The organism is Brevundimonas goettingensis, assembly GCF_017487405.1.
GTDB classification, from domain to species: Bacteria; Pseudomonadota; Alphaproteobacteria; order Caulobacterales; family Caulobacteraceae; genus Brevundimonas; species Brevundimonas goettingensis.
On record NZ_CP062222.1, the window covers coordinates 2451494 to 2468264 of the forward strand.

Here is a 16771-nt window from a genome sequence, read left to right on the forward strand (position 1 = left end):
CGCCGGTTCATTGACGCGAAAAGCCGGTCGGCGAGGATGGGATCGAAAGGTCCCGCCGATGAAACCTGTCGCCCACCGCCCTTCCCTTGTCGGACCCGCCTTCGTCCTGGGCGGCCTGGTCCTCGGCGGGTGCGCCATCGCCGCCCTGCGCAGCGGCGTCATCCTGTCCCGACACGCGGACATCACCGCGGCGAACGACCCCACGGCCTTTTTCGGCACGATCGCCCTCTGGGCGCTCTTCGGGACGATCCTGATCGGGCTCGGCGTCGGCCTTGTGCGGAGCGCCCCCGCCGAGAACCGCAGGCTGGACCGCTACCTCGCAGACCGCCACGCCGCCCGGGACGAGAGCCGGGAGCGTTTCGTCGCCCTTCCCCCATCCGCGTCCCCCACCGCCTCAACGCCGGACGACGCCTGAACCCTGCACATATGAAAAAGCCCGGCGGACATGGGGCAATGTCCGTCGGGCCTTCTTTTCGCGGGTTGTTCCCCTGTCGCCCTTCCTGGCGTGCATCTCCCGAAAGAGAAGAACGATCGGCTGAACGGGGTCCCGGTCCCGCCGCACCTCTCCGTGCGCCGGAAGTCGATGACGGGAGGCGCTGGAACACCTCCCGTCGGCTCTTCAGAGGTCGGGCTTACCAGGCCTTGTAGTTCAGGCCGATGAAGAAGCGGCGGCCGTAGGGGTCGAAGTTCGAGTAGAGCGTCGTGCCCAGGTACGGCGCTTGTTCGGCGTCGAAGGCGTTGACCACGCCCGCCCGCAGCGCCAAGTCGTCATTGACGTTGTAGCGGAAGGTGAAGTCGTTACGGACGAAGTTGCCGGTGCTCAGTTCGTTCGGCTGACGCGAGTCCATGTTGGAGATGTAGTCGCGGGCGAAGACGATGTTCTGGGACGTCTGCCAATCCGCCGTCCAGTTGACGCTCCAGGTCTCGTTCGGGGTCCAGGTCAGCGACGAGGTCATGCGAACACGCGGGTAGAAGAGCGTGCTGGCCAGTTCGTCATAGTCCGACGGATCCGACTCGTTCAGGTACTGCTGCTGGGTGATCAGCCAGGAGCCGCCCAGCGAGTAGTCGAACTGACCGAAGTTGCGGCCGAACATTTCCTCGGTGTCGATGCGGTAGCGGGCGTTGAAGTCCAGACCGCGGGTCTTCAGGGCGGCGTAGTTGAACGAACGCTCGATGAAGCTGCCGACGGCGAACGGGCTCACGCCGCCCGTACGGAAGATCGTCGAACAGGCGTCGGAGTTCAGCGTCGCGCCATTGACGCAGTTGGCCGCCGCCGTATCGGCCGAGACCGCCGCGATCACGTCGTCGATGTTGATCTCGTAGTAGTCGAGCACCAGGCTGAAGTTCGGGATGAAGCGCGGACGCAGAGCCACCGAGAAGGTGAAGGAGTCCGATTCTTCCGGCTTCAGGTTCGGGTTGCCGCCGGCGAGACCCGCGATGCCCGAGGTGTAGTTCGGACGGAAGTCGTCGGTGTTCTGGGGCGTGAGGCCGGCGAAGTCGAAGGTCAGCCCCTGGGCGGCTGCGAGAGCCGTACAGTTGTTGATCCGGTTGGTCCGGGTTTCCGCGTCGTTGACCGCTGCGATGTTGAGCGTGGTGCAGGGGTCGACGATGCCGTTGGCGAAGGTCTGGCTGTTCGGCGCGAAATTCTCGCCCAGATCCGGCACGCGGATCGAGGTGTTGTAGCTGGTCTTGAAGGTGATGTCCTGGATCGGACGATAGACCAGGTTCACGCCGTAGACGTCGGTGTTGCCGACGGTCGAATAGTCGGCGTAGCGGTAGGAGCCGCTCAGCTCGGCGTATTCGCCCAGGAAGGTGTCGCGGAACAGCGGCACCGAGAGTTCGGCGAAGAACTCCTTGCTGTCATAGCTGGCTTCGGGGAAGTCCGGGCCGGTGTTGAGGAACAGCATCCGGCCGGCGGTGTCGCGGTCGCGACCCGTCGCCTCGGTGGTTTCCTTGCGGTATTCGCCGCCCAGGGCGACGCCGATGGCGCCGGCGCCCCAGAAGTCCCACAGGTTGCCGGAGATCGAGGCGATCCCCTGCTGCTGTTCGTTGCGCTCGGTGACGTGGATGGTCGCATCGACGTAGTCGAGCGCGGCCTGGCTCTGGTTGCCCTTGCCGAAGACGTTCAGCGGTTGGCAGGAGTTGATCGCGGCCTGACCGTAGGCGGTGTCACGCAGGTCGCCGAGGTAGTTGTCGGTGCCCGGGTTGTAGTCGGTGACCACGCCACCCTGCCTGGCGATAATCTGGGCGCGGCAGACGATGGCGCCGGGGGTGCCCATGACGCCGGCGGTGTCGACGACCGAGTCGATGGCCAGAGCGAAGCGTTGGCTGTCGACGCCGCGTTCGAAGTTCTCAACCTCGACCTTGCCGTAGGTATAGCCGATGTCGAAATCGAGGTTCTTGACGAAGCCGAAGTCGCCCAGGTCGCCGCTCACGCCGGCGACATAGCGCTGCAGGTCACGGGTGTTGTCCTGGGTGCGGTCCGGGCCGAACATGCTGTGGCGCGCGTTCTGAACCAGGAACGGAGTACCCGCCGTGCCCGGCGTCGTCGCGGTCGGGGTCGAGTACGGCGTCACCAGGTTGGTGCGGATCGCGTCCTTGACGTTCTGCGGCAGGAAGGCGTTGTCCGACCAGCGCAGGTCGAAATTGTTCACCGCATAGATCGGGTTGGATTCGCGCGAGCCGTAGGAGTTGACCAGATCGATATCGAAGAAGGTGGGCTGACCGACGTCGAAGGTGTCTTCGGTGACGTATTTGGCCTCACCGTAGGCGGTGATGTTGTCGGTGATCTTGAAGTTGGCGCCGACCTGGTAGCGCTGCGATTCCGAACGGGGCACGCGCGAACCGGTCGAGAATTCGGCCGGGTTCTCGCCGTCGCCGCCGATGTTGTAGGGGCGGTTGGCGCCGGTGTTGCCGACACGCTGGCCGAAATTGGCCGCGCGGGCGGTCGTGCCGTCGTACCAGAAGGTCTTGCCGGGGGTCACGCCGAAGCAGTTGGAGGAGTAGCTGAAGTTGCCGGCCGAGTTGCCGCCCGGGAAGCAGTTCTCATAGGCGACGTTCGGGTTGGTCAGGTCGCTGGGCTGCTGGACGTTGGCCAGGGTGGTCTGACCCCAGCGCGGACGGTCGATGCGGCTGACGCCGGTGTACAGGCGGGCGTCCAGGATGCCGTCATCAGGGCGGCTGGTCGGATCGGCGTCGACGCCGATGCGGACCGGAGCGCGACGCAGCCAGTCGATGTCGAGCGAGGTGACCTCGTCGATCTTCTCGTATTCGCCGTGGGCGTAGACGTTCAGGCGATCATCGAAGAAATTCTTGCCGATCAGGGCCGAGATACGGCGGTTGGCCTGACCGTCCTCGTTGATCTGGCCGTAGCTGGCGTCGACCTCGAGACCTTCGAAGTCCTTCTTCAGGATGAAGTTCAGAACGCCGGAGACGGCGTCGGCGCCATAGACCGACGAGGCGCCGCCCGTGACGATTTCGACGTTCTGGATCAGCAGGCGCGGGATGGTGTCGATGTCCACCGACAGCGAACCGCCCGACGAACCGACGTGGCGACGGCCGTCGACCAGGGTCAGGGTGCGGTTCGAACCCAGCGAGCGCAGGTTCGGCAGCGACAGACCGCCGTCACCCAGGTTCGAGCCCGTGGTGTCCGAAGGCACGACCGAGTTCGACAAGGCCGGGATGGTGGCCAGGTAGTCGATCACCGTCGACTGACCGGTGGTCAGCAGCTGGTCCTGCGAGATCTGGATCAGCGGGGTCGGGGCGTTGACGGCGTCACGGCGGATGCGCGAGCCGGTGACGACGACTTCCTCGACCGTGGTCGTGTCGTCCTGGGCGCCGGCGACCGGGGCCGGAGCAGTCTGTGCCAGGGCGGGAGCCCCAAGGGCGATGGCCGTCGTGAAGATTGTGGAGGCCAGCAAGTGCTTACGCATAACAACCGTTTCTCAAATGGAGCTGTGAAGCTCGTTCGCATCCCTGACGCAGAGACGCCGCGATGGGGACACAAACATTTCACCGAGCTGACACGTCAAGCTTTGCCATATATGTAATTGCGGTTGTATCGCCGTTATTCGGGAAACCGTGATTTTAATGTGTCAATAGTCAAAATCCCGAAATTCGTATGAAAAAGGTTATATTTTGTCATGGGACAGACCAAGTTGTGGCGACCTTGTGACGACGCAGACAACCTTTGCGTTTAATCACACGAGAGGTTGAATTTCGCGTGCGATGGTCGCGTGCGCGGCAGAGTCCGCCTCACGCCATTTCAGCGTTGAAACAATGACAAGCTTCGCGACTATGGCCGAAAGTAAATACGCGCTGATGAGGGCGTCGGTTGTGTCGAGACCGGCGAACTCTCCGGCAGCCTCCCCGCGCCGTCAGGCCGACGCGAGGCGCGCCACACGGCGCGGCGCCTCGCTGCACGCGGAGCTGATGACGCCGGAGTACCGGGGCTTTCCGGCCGCCTGAGGCGGATCGGCTCAGCCGATCAGGGCCTTTGCCGCGGCGCGGGCCTCGTCGGTGATGACGGCGCCGGACAGCATCCGGGCGATCTCTTCCTGACGGCGGGCGTCGTCGAGGGCGACGACAGTGGTGGTGGTGACGCCGTCCTGGTCGGACTTCATCACCTTCCAGTGGGCATGGCCGCGGGCGGCGACCTGGGGACTGTGGGTCACGACCAGAACCTGGGCGCCGGTCGACAGGCGCTTGAGGCGCTGGCCAACGGCCTCGGCGACGGCGCCGCCGACCCCCTGATCGACCTCGTCGAAGATCATGACCGGCTGGCGCTGGTCCTCACGCCCCGCGAGCGCCGCCTTCATGGCCAGGGCGAAGCGGGCCAGCTCGCCTCCCGAAGCGATGGCGTCCAGCGGGCCGAAGCCGTCGCCGGCGTTGGTGGCGATCTCGAAGCGGATGGTCTCGACGCCCAGGGGGCCGCGCCTGCCCTCCCCCACCGGCTCGAAGGCGACGCGGAAACGGGCCCGTTCCAGCTTGAGCGGGGTCAGCTCGGCCATGACGCCCGAGGTCAGCCGGTCGGCCGCCGCCTCGCGCGCCGAGGTCAGGAAGGTCGCGGCCAGGTCATAGGCCTCGCGCGCCGCTGTCGCCTCGCGCCGGGCGGCGGTCAGGGCGTCGGCGCCGTCCTCGATCAGCCGCAGCTGTTCGCGCAGGGAGATCCGCAGCCTCGGCAGGGCCGGGACGGTGGTGTTCAGCTTTCGGGCGGCGGCGCGCAGTGCGAACAGGCGTTCTTCGGCCTTGTCCAGCCGGCCGGGCTCGAAGTCGAAGGCGGCCGCGGCGGCGTCGACCTCGGCGATGGCCTCCACTGCCTCGACAATGGTGCGGTCGATGGCCTCGGCGGCGGCAGCCAGGCGGGCGATGACCGGATGGTCCGCTTCGGCCCCATCCTGCATTCCAATGGCCTGCACCGCGCGCTGGCGGGCGTGTTCGACGGCGCGCAGGGCCGCCGACAGCTTCTGGCTCAGCTTGTCGCCGCCCAGCTGGGTCCGGGCGTCGGCCAGATCGGCCATGGCCTTTTCGGCGGCGCCGAGGATGGCGCGCTCTCCGGCCAGTTCAGTCTCCTCGTCCTCGCGCGGGTCCAGCGCATCGAGGTCGGCGAGGTTGAGCGCGATCTCCTCGGCCCGGGCCGCGGCGTCGGCGGCGGCGGCCTTAAGCTCGGACAGGCGCGCCTCGGCGGCCTTCAGGGTCTCGGCGGCGGCGGCGACCGCAGTCAGCTGGGGCGACAGGCCGCCATAGCCGTCCAGCAGGGCGCGGTGGGTGCGCCAATCCAGCAGGCCGACGGTCTCGTGCTGGCCATGCACCTCGACCAGCCGCGATCCGATTTCGCGCAGGGCCGCGACCCCGGCGGGCTGGTCGTTGATATAGGCCCGGCTCCGGCCGTCGGCGGACAGGACCCGGCGCAGGATCAGATCCTCGCCCGCCGCCACCTCGAAGCCGCGCTCGGCGATGAGGGCGATCAGGTCGGCGTCGTCGGGGGCGGTGAAGACGGCCGTGGCGCTGGCCTGTTTGGCGCCGGTGCGAACCAGCCCCGCCTCGCCGCGCCCGCCGAGCGCCAGACCCAGGGCGTCAAGGATGATCGACTTGCCCGCCCCGGTCTCGCCGGTCAGCACGGTCAGGCCGGTCTCCACGTCCAGGTCGAGCGCATCGACGAGGACGATGTCCCGGATAGCCAAAGCGGTCAGCATGGCGCGGTCAGCATGAAGGGGCCCGATTCGACATCAAGCCCCCTCTATAGCCGTGTAGAACCAATACGGAACCGAGTCCGCCACCGGATCAGCCTTTGATCAGCCCGGAATCAGGCGGTGCAGCCAGCCTTCGCGTTGGCCCGTGGGGGCCGTCTCGGGCTTCTGGCCCTGTTCACTCAGCAGGGCATAGGCCTCGGCGTACCAGGGGCTGCCCGGGTAGTTATAGCCCAGGACCGCGCCGTTGCGGGTCGCTTCTTCCTTGAGGCCCAGGGTCAGATAGACCTCGACCAGACGATAGAGGGCCTCCGGCGTGTGCGAGGTGCGCTGATAGGCGTCGTTGTCGATGACAGCCTTGTAACGCCCGATGGCCGCCAGAGGCTGGTTGGCGCGCTGGTAATAGCGGCCGATGTTCATTTCCTTGCCGGCCAGCTGGTCGTTGACCATGTCGATCTTGACCATGGCGTCGGTGGCGTAGGCCGAGCGCGGGTAGCGGCGCTGAACGTCCTTCAGCCCGTCGAGTGCCGCCTGGGCATAGGCCTGGTCGCGACCCACATCGACGATCTGCTCGAAGTTGCAGGTGGCCTTCATATAGAAGGCGTAGGCGGCCGAGGGGCTGCCGGGGAAGAGCTGGATGAACCGGTCCGACGCCGCGATCGAGTCGGCGTAGTCGCCGTTTTGATAATAGGCGTAGATCTGCATCAGGATCGCGCGGCGCGACCATTCCGAATAGGGGTGCTGGCGCTCCACCTCCTGGAAATAGTCGACGGCGTCGGCCCAGCGGTGGCTCTGCAGCCGGTCGTAGCCGGTGTTGTAGAGCAGTTCGACCGGACGCTCCTCATAGGCCAGCTTGGGGCGTTGCTTGCCCTGGCAGGCGGCGACGGTGACGGTCAGGGCCGCGGCCAGCAGGATCGTTCCGGCGCGCGACAGGCGCGCACGCGACGACCGGGCGGAACCCGAGGAGGACAGCGCCGAATTAGCAGACAAAGAAGACCTCATGACACGCCGGACCTGTAGGGAGCATGCACCGCCCCGGTGATAACCGCGACCTCTATACCAGCCGCCGGTCCCAAGCCAATGCGCTCCAAATCGGCCATTAAGGCTGAAATCGACCGTATTCGGCTTGCTCCCGTCCGGCGCGCTGGTAAAGGAGCGCGAGAATTGAACAGGCGTCATTGGCGGTCCGATGACGGCGAAAGGATGACCGGCGATGAAGCTGCTCGCAGGCAACTCTAACCGGCAACTCGCCCAGGCCATCGCCGACCACCTCGACATGCCCTTGACCAAGTCCCAGGTGAAGCGATTCGCCGACAACGAGGTCTTCGTGGTCATCGAGGAAAACGTGCGCGGCGAGGACGTCTTCGTCATCCAATCGACCTCCTATCCGGCCAACGACAACCTGATGGAGCTGCTGATCTGCATCGACGCCCTTGTGCGGGCCTCGGCGAAGCGGATCACGGCCGTCATGCCCTATTTCGGCTATGCCCGGCAGGATCGGAAGACCGGCGGCCGCACGCCCATCTCGGCCAAGCTGGTCGCCAATATGATCACGCGCGCGGGCGCCGACCGGGTTCTGACGATGGATCTGCACGCCGGCCAGATCCAGGGCTTCTTCGATATCCCGACGGACAACCTGGTCGCCACCCCGGTCCTGGCCCAGGACATCAAGGAAAACTATCCGCGCGGAAACCTGATGATCGTTTCGCCCGACGTCGGCGGCGTGGTCCGGGCACGCAGCCTGGCCGAGCGACTGAACGTCGACCTGGCCATCGTCGACAAGCGCCGCCCCAAGGCGGGCGAGAGCGAAGTGATGAACATCATCGGCGACGTCTCGGGCCGCCAGTGCATCCTGTTCGACGACATCGTCGATTCGGGCGGCACCCTGGTGAACGCGGCCAAGGCCCTGATAGAGGCCGGCGCGACCGAGGTCTCGGCTTATATCAGCCACGGCGTCCTGTCGGGCCCGGCGGTCAAGCGCGTCACCGACGGCCCGCTGAAGGAGCTGGTGATCACGGACTCGATCGAACAGCCGCACGAGGTCCTGACCTGCGCCAAGATCCGTACGGTTCCGGTCGCTCCTCTCATCGGTGAAGCTATCCGCCGGATCGCGAACGAGGAATCGGTTTCCAAGCTGTTCGATTAACGGTCGGAAAACCGTTTCGAAGGCGTTATAAGGCCTCCTGAGTAAGGGGCGTCGGCGACGACGCCCGCGTTCTTGTGGGGAAAGCCTCGATGTCTCTGGTCCACCTTCGTCGCGGCGCCGCCGTCCTGGCCGCCGCAGCCGTCGCGGGCCTGCTGGCCAGCTGCTCGACCCCGGAACCCGCCGTCGTCGAGGCGCCCCCGGCGCCGGTCGTGCTGCCGCCGCCGCCCGTGACCCTGAACGCCAGCGTCGCCGACGCCGCCTCGATCTATGTGAACTTCATCCGCGACGTCGGCACCATCCAGGCCGGCTTCCCCGACGCGGAATCGATCCAGCAGGCCATGCGCAAGGGCGCCGCCTATGATCCGGCCCAGCTGTCGCGCGGCATGATCGCCTACGCCTCGATCCTGGCCCTGCAGTCGCCCGAGTTCGTGGCCGGCGTGCGCCAGTACGCCGTCGATCCGGCCCAGCGCCGCCAGGTTGTCGCCGCCATCATCAACGACCCTGCCTATGCGGCCACCCTGCCGGGCGCGGACTATGCCGCCGGCCTGATCATCTCGACCCTGGGCCAGGACATCTCGGCCCTGACCACCATCGCCGACGCGGTGGAGGGCGACGCTTATACGATCCAGGAACGTCAGGATCCGCGCCGTCGCTGGGCGATCACTCCGATTCCCAACCGCGAAGTGCGGCTGCAACAGGCCAAGACCATTTCCGAAGGCCGGATGCTGCCGTCGGCCGAGGAATCGGCCCGTCTGTTCGCCGCCGGCAACTCGGGCCAGGGCCTGAACGTCGCCTCGGCGCCGATTCGCGCGCCCTATACCCCGGCCGTGGCCAACGCCCTGGCCATCGCCGCCCTGGCCGCCCTGGGCGCCGCCGGCGACGAGGCCAAGGCCAACACCGACGCCCTGGCGATCGAGACCGGCAGCGAATTCTGCCTGAACATGTCCAAGCTGAACCTCTATCAGTGTCTGGCGGCCTCGCGCCCCAGCTATGAGGACATGTTCTGCGTCGGCCGCCACATCGTGCGCGACCTGGCCACCTGCGCCTCGACGTCAACCCGCACGGCGATCATCACGGTCACCGACCCGACCGACACCACCGGTCAGCCGGCGCCCACCGTCAGCCTGCCGCAGCCCGGAACGACCGCCAGCCTGAACCAGTCTCCGGCGTCCGCCGGACACTGACGCTCAAGAGTCTTTACGGAGTCGACCTCAGGCGGTTGCGCCTGTGGTCCGATGCGTGTAATGACCCGCGCTCTTGAATTCGAGGGTTGATGACCCCGCCGCGCGGGCCACAGGTTGGCGCAGGCGTTTTTGTTGTTGAGGCGAGCCAGATGGCCGAGATCATTCTGAACGTGGACGTCCGCGAAAACACCGGCACCGGCGGCGCGCGCGCTGTTCGTCGTTCGGGCGCCGTTCCCGGCACCCTGTACGGCGGCGGCAAGGCCCCCGTCGCCATCTCGGTGAACGAGAAGGACTTCCGCAAGAACCTGTACACCGGCAAGCTGCTGGGCCACCTGGTCACGCTGAAGTACGGCAACGAGACCCAGCCGGTCATCGCCAAGGACGTCCAGTTCGACCCGGTGTCGGACCGTCCGCTGCACTTCGACCTGATGCGCGTCGACGAAAAGCAAGTCATCAAGATCGAAGTGCCGGTGCACTTCATCAACGAAGACAAGTGCATCGCCTTCCGTCAGGGCGGCTCGCTGGAAATCGTGCGTCACTCGGTCGAGATCATGGTGCAGGCCAACCACATCCCGGAAGACCTGATCGTCGATCTGGCCGGCCACAAGCTGGGCGACAGCATCCGCATCTCGGACATCAAACTGCCCAAGGGCGTCGTTCCGGCCATCTCGGACCGCGACTTCATGATCGCCTCGATCAAGACCTCGTCGGCCGCCATCTCGGCCGCCCATGACGAGGAAGAAGACGCCGCTGCGGCCGCTGCCGCCGCCGCCGACGAAGTCCCCGCCTCGGAACAGGCTGACGACGCCGAAGGCGAAACCTCGGAAGGCTAAGCCTCTCACGAGACCTGAACTTCGGGACGGCCCATTCCTTCGCGGGAGTGGGCCGTTTCCATATCCGGACCTGACCGCATGCTGATCATCGCCGGCCTCGGCAATCCGGGCCCCAAATACCAGAACAACCGCCACAACATCGGCTTCATGGCCGCCGACGAGATCGCGCGCCGCTGGCGCTTCGGTCCCGAGCGGGCGAAGTTCCAGTCGGTGGTGTCCGAGGGCGAGGTCGACGGGACCAAAATCCTGCTGATGAAGCCCCAGACCTATATGAACGAGAGCGGCCGGGCCGTCGGCGAAGCCGCGCGCTTCTACAAGGTCCCGCCCGCCGACATCATCGTCTTCCACGACGAGATCGACATGGCCCCGGGCCGGTTCCGGATGAAGAAGGGCGGCGGGGCGGCCGGCCAGAACGGAATCCGATCCCTGATCAGCCATCTGGGCGCCGACTTCCGCCGAGCCCGGATGGGCATCGGCCATCCCGGCGAGGCGCATCTGGTCATGCCCCACGTCCTGGGCGACTTCCACAAGGCCGAACAGCCCTGGCTGGACGCCATGCTCCAGGCCTGCGCCGACGCCCTGCCCTTCGCGGTCGCCGGCGAAGACGACCGCTACCAGGGCGAGGTCATGCGCTTGGCCCCCGCGCCCAAATTCAGCCCCCGCCAGCAGGCGCGAGGCGACCAGGGCTAGTCGACAAACTCATAGGCGTAGGTCAGCCGCGCCTCGCCTCGGGCCGGAACCCGCACGCGCCAGACCGGATAGCCGCCGTCGCCAATCACGCTGCGGACGTTCGACGACAGGATACGGAAGCTGTCGTAGCTGTACTGTTGGGGCACGATCTCGACCTCGACGGGTTCAGGCTTGTCGTTGGTCAGGATCGAGACGCCCCGGATGACATAGCGGGTATGACCGTCCCTCGCGGAGTAGTCCCGCCTGTCCATACTGTTGGCGAGAGTCAGATCCATGGCCTCGCCAAAGCCCAGCTCGACCGGCAGGCCCACGGCGCGGTCCTCGAATCGGGCCTGCCCCGTGAACAGGGATTGCCCGGCCTGGGTCTGGATCAGGCTGACGCCGCCGCCCGGCAGGGGCAGGCCTAGCCCCCGGTCTGTCTGGTTGCGCATCCGGACCAGGAGCGTAAGCGGCTGCACCTGTTCCTCCTCGTCGTCCCAGGCGCTGAGCCGGCCCTGATAAATCCGTTCGAACGCCACACCTTCGCGCTGGATTAAGCGAAGCTGTTTGGTCTGGCGCGCCCGGACGTCGGTGGGCTCCGGCAGGGTGTAGATCTTGTAGTCGCCCAACGTGTCCATCCGCACGATGCGCGAGCCTGTGACGACGACCTCATCGACCGAGGTGTCCGCGAGATTGTCGACAGCCATCGGGGCCGCCATGGCAAAGCCGCCCCTGAGCCGCGATCCAGTGACGATGACCTCATCGACGTCCGCCCCGCCTGTCGTCGTATCCATAGGCCAGCAGCCGGGCGTCTTCCGTATGACCTCCGGCTCCACCGGAACCGAGTCGTCGTCGCGGTTGAGGTTGCCCGCCACCACCTGGACCGGAGCGTTGGCGAAACTGGTGCCGCCGAAATTGGCTAGGGTGATCCAGCCGTCGAGGTTCAGGGTCCGGCCGTCCGGATTGATCCGCGCCACATAGTCCGCCGACCACTGAAGCCCGGTCGCCAGATAGGCCAGGGTGACAGTATAGCGGCCCGCCGTCGGCGCCCGCGTCCGCACCGACAGAATGGGCTGGTCGCTGAGCCCCTCGGGCACACGGTCGAAGACGATGCGCTCTGGGCCGCCCGAACATTGCAGGGCCTCCAGCCGGCCGTCGATCTCCAGCACCGCGCCGTTCGGGCCCGAGCGGACGATGGCCGTCTTCTGAACCTCCGCCCCGGTCTCGGGATTGGTCCGCACCAGCCTGACCGTTTCCCCCACGGACTTCTGCAGGAGAGCGCCGGGGCTCAGCAGATCGAAGTCGGTGTTGCGCTCCAACACCGTGGCAGGGAGCCCGTCGAGGGTCGCGGTCTGGGGGATGATGCCCGTGGCGACGCCCTTCAGCCGGATCACCGTCTCGCCGGCGGGGAGGTCGATGGTCCGGGTCTCGACGATCAGGGCCAGACCCTGCCGATCAAGCTCGTTCCACGACTGTTGCGACTCCTCCAGCAGTCGGCTCGTGTTCACGACCCGGTCGCGATAGATGACCACGGCCGTCTTCTCCGCCCCGGCCGAGACGGTCTCGACCTGGGCCAAGGCAGGATTGGCCACGGCCAGACCCAGCAGCGCGAAAAGAACGGATCGACGCACGGCGGATCAGCCGCCGGTGGTCACGACGGCCTTGAGGACCGTCTCGCCATTGGCCGGGACCGGCACACGCCAGACGATGGTATTGGAGTCCTGAAGCTCGCCCGGGATCGACTGGTCGTCCAGTTCAGTGTTGCGGCCCAGACCATGCTGGCGGACCTCGACCGTCGTCGCCTCGGGCCGGGCGTTGCGGACCATGTATTCCATCTCGAACCGCGTCCGCCAGCGGTAGTAGGCTGGCTTGGGTGCGCTGATGGAGGAGACGACGCGCGGCTGGACCGTGACGTCGAAGGCCTGACCCGTGGTGATCACGATGTCCGATCCGGCGGGGGTGTGGGCCACCTGATCCTCGCCGATAAAGCGCGGCTCGCCCGAGGCGTCGTTGACATAGACCCGGGCCACCCCCGCCGGCAGCTGTGTCCCAACGCCCGAGGCCCGGCTGTTGGAGAAGATCACCGCGACATCGGCCGCCTGCGGCTCGGTCTCAGTGGTGAAGCTGTCCGCCTCATAGAGATAGCGTTTGGCGGCCGGCACGCCCGAGACGTCGATCAGCCCGACCTGCTTCGTCTGGTTGTTGGCCACGGTCACCGGCTCGGGCAGCGGATAGATATAGACGTCGGCCAGACCCTGCGCCTGGCCCTGCTCGGTCCCGTTGCCGCGCACGGTGGTCGTGCGCTGCTGGGGCGGGCGGTAGCTGCGACCATTGCCCGTGTCGTTGATCAGGGCGACGTCGCCCGCCACCACCCGGGTGTCGGCGTTGGAGAAGGTCACGCCCGAGCGATTGGTCAGGGTGATCCAGCCGGTCAGATCCAGCTTGCCGGCGGCCTCGTCGAAGCGGGCGACATAGTCGGCCTTCCATTGCAGGCCGGTGGTCAGATAGGTCAGGCCGACGTCGCGGCGTCCGGCCCGGTCGGCCTCCAGCGTCACGCTCAACGTCGGGCGGGGACGCAGGTTCTCGGGCACACGGTCGAACACCACCCGGGTGGGCACGCCGTCGTCGCGCAGGACCACGACATGGCCGTCGACAGCCAGGACCACGCCCTGGTTGGCGGCCAGGACGCGGGCGCGCTGGGTCTGTTCGGCGCCCGAGCCGGGGTTGGTGCGGACGATGCCGATCTCCTGCCCCACCGCCGACTGCATCAGCTTGTCCGGGGTCAGAAGGTCATAATCGAAATTCTGCTCCACCACCGACAGGCCCTGGCCGGTCAGGCCCACGGTCTCGGGCTTGATACTGGCGGAGACGCCCGGAAACTCGCGCCGCGACCGGCCGGCGGGCAGGGTCAGCGAGCGGGTGTCCTCCACTAGGGCGATGTCCTGATTATAGATGGTCAGGGAGACGTGATCCGGCCCGCCGGAGCCGTCCTGGACCGCGGCGGTCTGGGCAAGGACCGGACCGCCCAGCGTCGCGATCAGGGCGCCGAGGCCGGCGGCGGACAGGCACAGGTTGCGGCGGTCGGGCATGTTTACGACTCCAGACTGATTTCAGACCCTCCCACGGCCCTGCTCGACTGTCGAGGCGACCCGGCCCTGTTCCGGCGCGGCCCCTCGCCGCCTTTGCAGAGTGCGGCGGATCGGCTAGGCGGGGACCGTGAACCGCTCCCAGGCCGACAACTGGTCCATCCGGCGCTCGCTGGCCTTCTTGGCCGCGACGTTCGCGATCACGTTCGGCAGCCTGATGCCGTTCGCGGCCCTTGCGGCCTCGACGCCCGGCCATCCGGTTTACTGTTCGGCCGACGGCCTCCAGACGGTCGCGGTCGATGAAACCGGACATCCTCTGCCCGGCAAGGGGATGATGGGGGTCAAGTGCGCCGCCTGTCTTCTCGCCCTGTCGATCGCCTTGCCCGAGCCGCCGCTGGTCACGGTCGCCGCCGCGCCCACGACCCGGCCGGCCTCGGTCTTCATCGCCGAGGCGCCGCGCTTGACGCCCCCGGCCCGCGGCCCGCCTCGCCCGCCGTCCACCGCACCGCCCCTCGCCTGAACCTCGACTGACGCCCTCCGCGCGAGCCCTCGCGCCTGCCCATTCCTGTTCAGGACCTCGAACCTTCATGCTTCTCAAGACCTCCGCGGCGCCCTGCGCGCTGCTGCTTGCCGCGCTCATCCCCCCCCCGGCCCACGCCCAAAGCGCCGATCAGGCCACTCGCCTCGACGAGATCATCGTCACCGCCGCCCGCAATCCCGAAGACCCGCCCGTGGTCGCCGAGACCCGCGCGCGGCTGTCGCGGACACCCGGCGCGGTCGCCGTGGTCTCGGCCGAATCCTATCGCGACCGCTATGCGCCCAACCTGGCCGACGTCCTGCGCGACGTGCCGGGCGTCTATGCGGAGAAGAAGTGGGGCGGCGACATTCGCTTGTCGATCCGCGGCTCGGGCATCGGCAACTCCAGCCATAACCGCGGGACCCTGCTGGCCCAGGACGGGATTCCGTTCAACGAGGCCGACGGCTTCGGCGACTTCCAGCTGATCGACCCGTCGATCGCCCGCTACACCGAGGTCTACAAGGGCGGAAACGCCCTGCGCTTCGGCGGCGCCCTGCTGGGCGGAGCGATCAATCTGGTGACGCCAACCGGCCGGACGGCAGGGGCGGAAGACGCCTTCCGCATCGATGGCGGCTCATTCGGCACGCTGCGCGCCCATGCCGAGGTCGCGCGAACCTATGGCGACTGGGACGTCTTCGTCGCCGCGACCGGTCAGAAAGCCGACGGCTGGCGTGACCAGTCGAACGGCCAGCAGCAGTACGGCTCCCTCAACATCGGCCGCCGCTTCGGCGAGGACCGCGAAGTCCGGCTCTATGTCTCCGGCGGCTATGTCCATCAGGAGATCCCGGGCTCGGTCAGCCTGTCCGACGCCCTGACCAGGCCGCCCGCCGCCAACGCCACGAACAAGGCCATGGCCTATCAGCGCGACATGGCCTCGATGCGCTCGACCCTGCAGACCCGCTGGCGGCTGAATGAGGAGACGGTCTTCGAAGGCGGGATCTACGGGACCTGGAAGGACCTCGACCACCCCATCTTCCAGGTCGTCGACCAACAGAGCCGCAACTACGGCGTCTTCGGCCGTCTGGACTGGACCGGACAGGCGTTCGGTAAAACGGCGGACGCCTTCTACGGCGTCTCGTACCGTTCGGGCGATCTGGACGCCAATCAGTGGATCAACCTCGCTGGATCGCACGGCGCCCATACGGCGCAAAGCCGTCAGAACGCCACGGGCCTCGATGTCTTCGCCGAGGGGCGGCTGTTCGTCACCGACCGGCTGGCCCTGGTCGCCGGCGGCTCATACGGCCGGGCCGAACGCGACTATCAGAGCTTTGTCATCCCCGGCGTCTCGACGACCTTCAACCTGACCACGGGCAAGACGTACGACTGGTTCGCCCCGCGTCTCGGTCTGCTGTGGCAATCCGAAAGCGGCGCCCAGGCCTATGCCAACGTCACCCGATCGGTGGAGCCGCCGAACTTCTCGGCCCTGTCGCCCGACGCGGCGGGTTTCAAACCGCTGGTTCCGCAGGAAGCCGTGACATACGAGGCCGGGGTTCGGGGCAAGCACGGCGCCTTCACCTGGGACGTCTCGGTCTACCGGGCCAGGCTGGAGCACGAACTGCTGAACTTCGTCGCCGATCCGGCCCGGGGCCTGCCGGCGACCTTCAACGCCGGTCCGACCACGCATCAGGGTATCGAGGCCGGGCTCGACTGGCGGTTCGCGCCCCGTTGGAGGCTGCGCCAAACCTATGCCTTTTCCGACTTCCATTTCGACGGCGACGCGGACTATGGCGACCGGGACCTGCCGGTCGTGCCGCCGCATCTTTACCGGGCCGAACTGCGCTATGACGCCCCACAGGGCTGGTTCGTCGCCCCGTCGCTCGAGTGGTCGATGGCCGACAGCTGGGTCGACTATCAGAACACGCTGAAGGCGCCGTCCTACGCCGTGGCGTCGCTGAATGCCGGGTGGACGTCCACAACAGGCGTCCGACTGTTCCTCGACGTCCGCAACCTGACCGACGAGCGCTATATCTCGAACTTCAGCGCGGTCACCAACGCCCGGTTGCCGACGGTTTCGACCGCCGTTTTCTTCCCCGGCGAGGGCCGTTCGGTCTTCGTCGGCGTCAGTCGCTCGTTCTGATCCGGAGGATG

General features: G+C 67.0%; 12 protein-coding genes. 7 read left to right on the plus strand and 5 right to left on the minus strand.

Annotation, left to right across the window (positions count from 1 at the left end; genetic code table 11):
• Positions 1-58 precede the first annotated feature (58 nt).
• Complete coding sequence (locus IFJ75_RS12000) at positions 59-415, plus strand: hypothetical protein (RefSeq protein WP_207868424.1); 357 nt, start codon at positions 59-61, stop codon at positions 413-415.
• A gap of 217 nt (positions 416-632) precedes the next feature.
• On the opposite strand, the gene IFJ75_RS12005 is transcribed toward IFJ75_RS12000, so the two are convergent.
• The 3 genes from IFJ75_RS12005 to IFJ75_RS12015 form a co-directional block, all read right to left on the minus strand.
• A complete protein-coding gene (locus IFJ75_RS12005; RefSeq protein ID WP_207868425.1) occupies positions 633-3932 on the minus strand; it encodes a TonB-dependent receptor domain-containing protein in 3300 nt (1099 codons plus the stop codon).
• Positions 3933-4478: 546 nt separating this feature from the next.
• On the minus strand, positions 4479-6194 hold the full coding sequence (gene recN / locus IFJ75_RS12010; protein ID WP_207868426.1) for a DNA repair protein RecN: 1716 nt from the start codon (positions 6192-6194) through the stop codon (positions 4479-4481).
• A gap of 99 nt (positions 6195-6293) precedes the next feature.
• Entirely contained in the window at positions 6294-7190 is an 897-nt protein-coding gene (locus IFJ75_RS12015; protein WP_207868427.1) for an outer membrane protein assembly factor BamD, read from the minus strand.
• A 211-nt stretch (positions 7191-7401) separates the two neighbouring features.
• On the opposite strand from IFJ75_RS12015, the gene IFJ75_RS12020 reads away from it, so the two are divergent.
• The 4 genes from IFJ75_RS12020 to pth all read left to right on the plus strand — a co-directional run bounded on the left by IFJ75_RS12020 (position 7402) and on the right by pth (position 11041).
• The gene (locus IFJ75_RS12020; protein ID WP_207868428.1) at positions 7402-8334 is read left to right on the plus strand and encodes a ribose-phosphate pyrophosphokinase; all 933 of its coding nucleotides are present in this window, start codon (positions 7402-7404) and stop codon (positions 8332-8334) included.
• An 89-nt stretch (positions 8335-8423) separates the two neighbouring features.
• Entirely contained in the window at positions 8424-9518 is a 1095-nt protein-coding gene (locus IFJ75_RS12025) for a hypothetical protein (RefSeq protein WP_207868429.1), read from the plus strand.
• Positions 9519-9667: 149 nt separating this feature from the next.
• The gene (locus IFJ75_RS12030) at positions 9668-10351 is read left to right on the plus strand and encodes a 50S ribosomal protein L25/general stress protein Ctc (RefSeq protein ID WP_207868430.1); all 684 of its coding nucleotides are present in this window, start codon (positions 9668-9670) and stop codon (positions 10349-10351) included.
• A 78-nt stretch (positions 10352-10429) separates the two neighbouring features.
• Positions 10430-11041, plus strand: coding sequence for an aminoacyl-tRNA hydrolase (gene pth, locus IFJ75_RS12035; RefSeq protein ID WP_207868431.1), 612 nt, complete (start codon positions 10430-10432; stop codon positions 11039-11041).
• Here pth and IFJ75_RS12040 read toward each other — a convergent pair.
• Both IFJ75_RS12040 and IFJ75_RS12045 read right to left on the minus strand, forming a co-directional pair.
• Positions 11038-12651: a DUF4139 domain-containing protein gene (locus IFJ75_RS12040; RefSeq protein WP_225896800.1), complete on the minus strand. Its 1614-nt coding sequence runs from the start codon at positions 12649-12651 to the stop codon at positions 11038-11040. The two genes, pth and IFJ75_RS12040, sit on opposite strands and share 4 nt — an antisense overlap.
• A gap of 6 nt (positions 12652-12657) precedes the next feature.
• Positions 12658-14109 carry a DUF4139 domain-containing protein gene (locus tag IFJ75_RS12045; protein WP_207868432.1) on the minus strand — a complete coding sequence of 484 codons (1452 nt, stop codon included), beginning with the start codon at positions 14107-14109 and terminating at the stop codon, positions 12658-12660.
• A gap of 127 nt (positions 14110-14236) precedes the next feature.
• Here IFJ75_RS12045 and IFJ75_RS12050 point away from each other — a divergent pair, with 127 nt between their 5' ends.
• Both IFJ75_RS12050 and IFJ75_RS12055 read left to right on the plus strand, forming a co-directional pair.
• Positions 14237-14626, plus strand: coding sequence for a DUF2946 family protein (locus IFJ75_RS12050; protein WP_207868433.1), 390 nt, complete (start codon positions 14237-14239; stop codon positions 14624-14626).
• Between the two features lie 67 nt (positions 14627-14693).
• Positions 14694-16760, plus strand: a complete 2067-nt coding sequence (locus IFJ75_RS12055; protein ID WP_207868434.1) for a TonB-dependent receptor family protein — start codon at positions 14694-14696, stop codon at positions 16758-16760.
• Positions 16761-16771 lie beyond the last annotated feature (11 nt).

Excerpts from the sequence above, each read along its gene's own strand:
- pth (WP_207868431.1), top strand. The coding sequence starts at position 10,430 with ATGCTGATCATCGCCGGCCTCGGCAATCCGGGCCCCAAATACCAGAAC.
- IFJ75_RS12015 (WP_207868427.1), bottom strand. The coding sequence starts at position 7,190 with ATGAGGTCTTCTTTGTCTGCTAATTCGGCGCTGTCCTCCTCGGGTTCC.
- recN (WP_207868426.1), bottom strand. The coding sequence starts at position 6,194 with ATGCTGACCGCTTTGGCTATCCGGGACATCGTCCTCGTCGATGCGCTC.
- IFJ75_RS12020 (WP_207868428.1), top strand. The coding sequence starts at position 7,402 with ATGAAGCTGCTCGCAGGCAACTCTAACCGGCAACTCGCCCAGGCCATC.
- IFJ75_RS12000 (WP_207868424.1), top strand. The coding sequence starts at position 59 with ATGAAACCTGTCGCCCACCGCCCTTCCCTTGTCGGACCCGCCTTCGTC.
- IFJ75_RS12005 (WP_207868425.1), bottom strand. The coding sequence starts at position 3,932 with ATGCGTAAGCACTTGCTGGCCTCCACAATCTTCACGACGGCCATCGCC.
- IFJ75_RS12055 (WP_207868434.1), top strand. The coding sequence starts at position 14,694 with ATGCTTCTCAAGACCTCCGCGGCGCCCTGCGCGCTGCTGCTTGCCGCG.
- IFJ75_RS12030 (WP_207868430.1), top strand. The coding sequence starts at position 9,668 with ATGGCCGAGATCATTCTGAACGTGGACGTCCGCGAAAACACCGGCACC.
- IFJ75_RS12045 (WP_207868432.1), bottom strand. The coding sequence starts at position 14,109 with ATGCCCGACCGCCGCAACCTGTGCCTGTCCGCCGCCGGCCTCGGCGCC.
- IFJ75_RS12025 (WP_207868429.1), top strand. The coding sequence starts at position 8,424 with ATGTCTCTGGTCCACCTTCGTCGCGGCGCCGCCGTCCTGGCCGCCGCA.